The sequence below is a fragment of the bacterium genome (assembly GCA_016873475.1).
GTDB lineage: Bacteria > Krumholzibacteriota > Krumholzibacteriia > JACNKJ01 > JACNKJ01 > VGXI01.
This window is the reverse complement of record VGXI01000274.1, coordinates 1-3,536: the sequence shown is the minus strand read 5'-3', so window position 1 is coordinate 3,536 and position 3,536 is coordinate 1. Positions and strand designations below refer to the sequence as shown.

Here is a 3,536-nt window from a genome sequence, read left to right as displayed (position 1 = left end):
CCTTCGGCATCAGCAGCGAACTGGAGCAGAGTCTGCAGCGGCAGGTCTGGCTCAAGCGCGGCGGCTACCTCGTATTCGACCACACCGAGGCGCTCACCGCGATCGACATCAACACGGGCAAGTACGTCGGCAAGCGCAACCAGGCCGAGACCATCCTCCAGACGAACCTGATGGCCGCCCGCGAGATCCCCCGCCAGCTCCGCCTGCGCGACATCGGCGGCATCATCGTCATCGACTTCATCGACATGGAGAGCCAGGAGGACAAGAACAAGGTCGTCGCCGAGCTGAAGCGCTACATCCGGCAGGACCGCGCGCGCACGAAGGTTTTCGACATCAGCCCGCTCGGCCTGATCGAGATGAGCCGCAAGCGCGTGCGGCCCACGCTGCTGCACATTTTCAGCGAGGACTGCCCTTACTGCCAGGGCCGCGGGCACATCATGTCGGTGGAGAGCCTGACCAACAGGCTGGAGACGACGATCCGGCGCATCGCCACCCGCTGCCGCGAGCGCAAGTACCAGATCCGGGTCAACCCGGTGCTGGCGCACTTCATCCGCCAGCAGCGGCTGGACACCTTCGGCGAGATCCAGGAAGCGCACAAGGTGGAGCTGCACCTGCTGGACGATCCGCGCCTGCACCGGGAGCAGCACGAGATCACGGCCCTGGAGACGGGCCGGGACCTGGTGGCGGCGGTCAGCCGCTGAGCAATCCTCCCCGGCCCCCCTTGACAGCCGGGGACAAGTGGTGTATTTCAAACGCTTTGGTCGCCAGGTGGAGGAGGCAGTCCGTGTACGCGCTCGTCAAGATGGCCGGCCGGCAGTTCAAGGTGAGCCCCGAGCAAGTGCTCAGGGTGCCACGCCTGGACGGCAGCGTCGGTGATGCCGTTGAGTTCAATGAGGTTATGGCGCTCGGCGAGGGCGAGGCGATGAAGCTCGGCAGCCCCTACGTGGCCGGCGCCCGCGTGCAGGCGGAGATCCTGCGCCACGGTCGCGCCCGCAAGATCCTCGTCTTCAAGAAGAAACGCCGCAACAAGTACCGCCGCCTGCAGGGCCACCGGCAGGGCTTCACCGAGATCCGCATCAAGGGCATCGCCTAGGGCGAGGAGGCTGAAATGGCACACAAGAAAGGCGTCGGCAGCTCCCGGAACGGACGCGACAGCGCGCCCAAGTACCTGGGCGTCAAGCGCTTCGCCGGCCAGCTCGTCAGGGCGGGCTCGATCCTCGTCCGCCAGCGCGGTACCCACCTGCTGCCCGGCCAGAACGTCGGCCGCGGGGGCGACGACACGCTCTATGCCCTGGTCGACGGCACCGTCGAGTACGCCCGCAAGGGCAAGGACCGCAAGATCGTCAACGTCCTGCCGAGCTAGGCGGGCCCGACTCCCTGTGCCGCGCGGCGGGCCCCCGGGTCCGCCGTTTGCGTTGGGGGCGAGGCGTTCCGGAGGCGACCCTGTCCACCCTCGTCGTGATCCCGGCCCGCATGGGCTCCAGCCGCTTCCCGGGCAAACCGCTGGCGGACCTCGCCGGGCAGACGCTCATCGAGCGCGTTTGCCGGCGCGCGGCCCAGCTGCCCGGCATCGTCGGGCCCCGGGTGGCCACCGACGATCGGCGCATTCTCGAGCACGTCCAGGGCCTCGGCTTCGAGGCCTGCCTGACCGACCCCGGCCACGCCAGCGGCAGCGACCGCGTCGCCGAGGCGGCGGCTGGCTGGCCGGGTCTCGTCCTCAATCTGCAGGGCGACGAACCGCTCTTCGATCTCGCGGCCGTGGCGGCCCTCATCGCGCGCCTCGAGGCGCGGCCGGAGCTGCCGCTCGGCACCGTGGGCGTGCCACTGGCGCCCGGCGACCTGGCGGATCCCGACCGCGTCAAGCTGCTGCGCGGCCCCGACGGCTGCGCGCGCGACTTCCGGCGCCGCCTCGTCGCGCCGCCGGCGCCGCTGGAGACCCTGCTCCTGCACGCGGGCGTCTACCTCTACCGCGCCGAGGCGCTCGCCCGCTTCGTCGCGCTGGCGCCGAGTCCGCGCGAGCCCCGCGAGCGCCTCGAGCAGCTGCGCGCGCTGGCGGCCGGGATGCCGATCTGGGTGGAGCCCGGTCAGACCTGGGCGCCCGGCGTCGATCGCCCCGAGGACCTCAAAGTCGTTGCAATGCTGCTGGCGCGGGCCTAGCATGGAGTTCCGGGCCCAGCGCCCGGTTTTTTGTTGCAGCAGGGGGAGCGGCCGTGATTCGCGCGCACAAGACCAAGTACATCTTCGTGATGGGTGGTGTCGTTTCCTCGCTCGGCAAGGGCATCGCCGCCTCCTCGCTCGGTTTGCTCCTGAAGCAGCGCGGCCTGCGCGTGTCGATGCTCAAGTTCGATCCCTATCTGAACGTCGACCCGGGGACGATGAGCCCCTTCCAGCACGGCGAGGTCTTCGTCACCGACGACGGCGCCGAGACCGACCTCGATCTCGGCCACTACGAGCGCTTCCTCGACCAGAGCCTCGGCCGGCCGAACAACGTCACCGCCGGGCAGGTCTACGACGCCATCCTCACCAAGGAGCGCCGCGGCGACTTCCTCGGCCGCACGGTGCAGGTCGTGCCGCACGTGACGAACGAGATCAAGGGCCGCGTGCTGACCCTGGCCGAGCGCGACCCCGAGCTGGACGTGGTGATCACCGAGATCGGCGGCACGGTGGGCGACATCGAGAGCCTGCCCTTCCTGGAGGCCGCCCGCCAGTTCGTCTTCGACAAGGGCCGCGAGAACTGCCTCTACGTGCACCTGACCCTGGTGCCCTACATCAGCGCCGCGCGCGAGATCAAGACCAAGCCCACGCAGCACAGCGTCAAGGATCTGCGCGAGATCGGCATCCAGCCCGACCTGCTCGTCTGCAGGACGGAACGCCCGCTCTCGGCGGAGGTGAAGGAGAAGATCGGCCTCTTCTGCAACGTGGCCGCGCGGGACGTCATCGAGGCGCGCGACGTGGATTCGATCTACGAGGTGCCGCTGCGCCTGCACGCCGAGGGTCTCGACCGCCGCGCCGTCGAACTGCTCGGCCTGGACGCCCCCGAGCCCGACCTCTCCGAGTGGGAGCGCTTCGTCGCCGGCAGTCGCAGCAGCGTGCGCGACGTGCACATCGGCGTCGCCGGCAAGTACGTCGACCATCTCGACAGCTACAAGAGCATCATCGAGTCCTTCGCCCACGCGGGCGAGGCGAACGGCGTGCGCGTCGCGATCCACTGGATCGACAGCGAGCGCCTCGACGCGGCAGGCGCGGCCGCCGCGCTCGAGCCGCTGGACGGCCTGCTCGTGCCCGGCGGCTTCGGCCATCGCGGCGTCGAGGGCAAGATCGCGGCCATCCGCTGGGCGCGCGAGCGCGGCCTGCCCTTCCTCGGCATCTGCCTGGGCCTGCAGGCGGCGGTGGTCGAGTACGCGCGCCATGTCGCCGGCCTGCCCGGCGCCGACAGCACGGAGTTCGATCCCCAGTGCGCGGCACCCGTGATCTGCCTGATGGAGGAGCAGAAGGGCATGGTGCAGATGGGGGGCACGATGCGCCTGGGCGCCTAT

General features: G+C 69.9%; 5 protein-coding genes. All 5 read left to right on the top strand.

Going from position 1 to position 3,536, the window contains the following annotated elements; all coding sequences use genetic code 11:
• A partial coding sequence (locus FJ251_14575; GenBank protein MBM4118928.1) for a hypothetical protein occupies positions 1-701 on the top strand: 701 nt, incomplete at its 5' end.
• Positions 702-784: 83 nt separating this feature from the next.
• A complete protein-coding gene (gene rplU, locus FJ251_14570; GenBank protein MBM4118927.1) occupies positions 785-1,093 on the top strand; it encodes a 50S ribosomal protein L21 in 309 nt (102 codons plus the stop codon).
• Between the two features lie 15 nt (positions 1,094-1,108).
• A complete protein-coding gene (locus tag FJ251_14565; GenBank protein ID MBM4118926.1) occupies positions 1,109-1,363 on the top strand; it encodes a 50S ribosomal protein L27 in 255 nt (84 codons plus the stop codon).
• A 47-nt stretch (positions 1,364-1,410) separates the two neighbouring features.
• Entirely contained in the window at positions 1,411-2,157 is a 747-nt protein-coding gene (locus tag FJ251_14560) for a 3-deoxy-manno-octulosonate cytidylyltransferase (GenBank protein ID MBM4118925.1), read from the top strand.
• An 89-nt stretch (positions 2,158-2,246) separates the two neighbouring features.
• Positions 2,247-3,536: CTP synthase (locus FJ251_14555; protein ID MBM4118924.1), on the top strand; the 1,290-nt coding region annotated here is incomplete at its 3' end.

Coding starts and splice junctions, on each gene's coding strand:
- FJ251_14565 (MBM4118926.1), top strand. CDS start 1,109: ATGGCACACAAGAAAGGCGTCGGCAGCTCCCGGAACGGACGCGACAGC.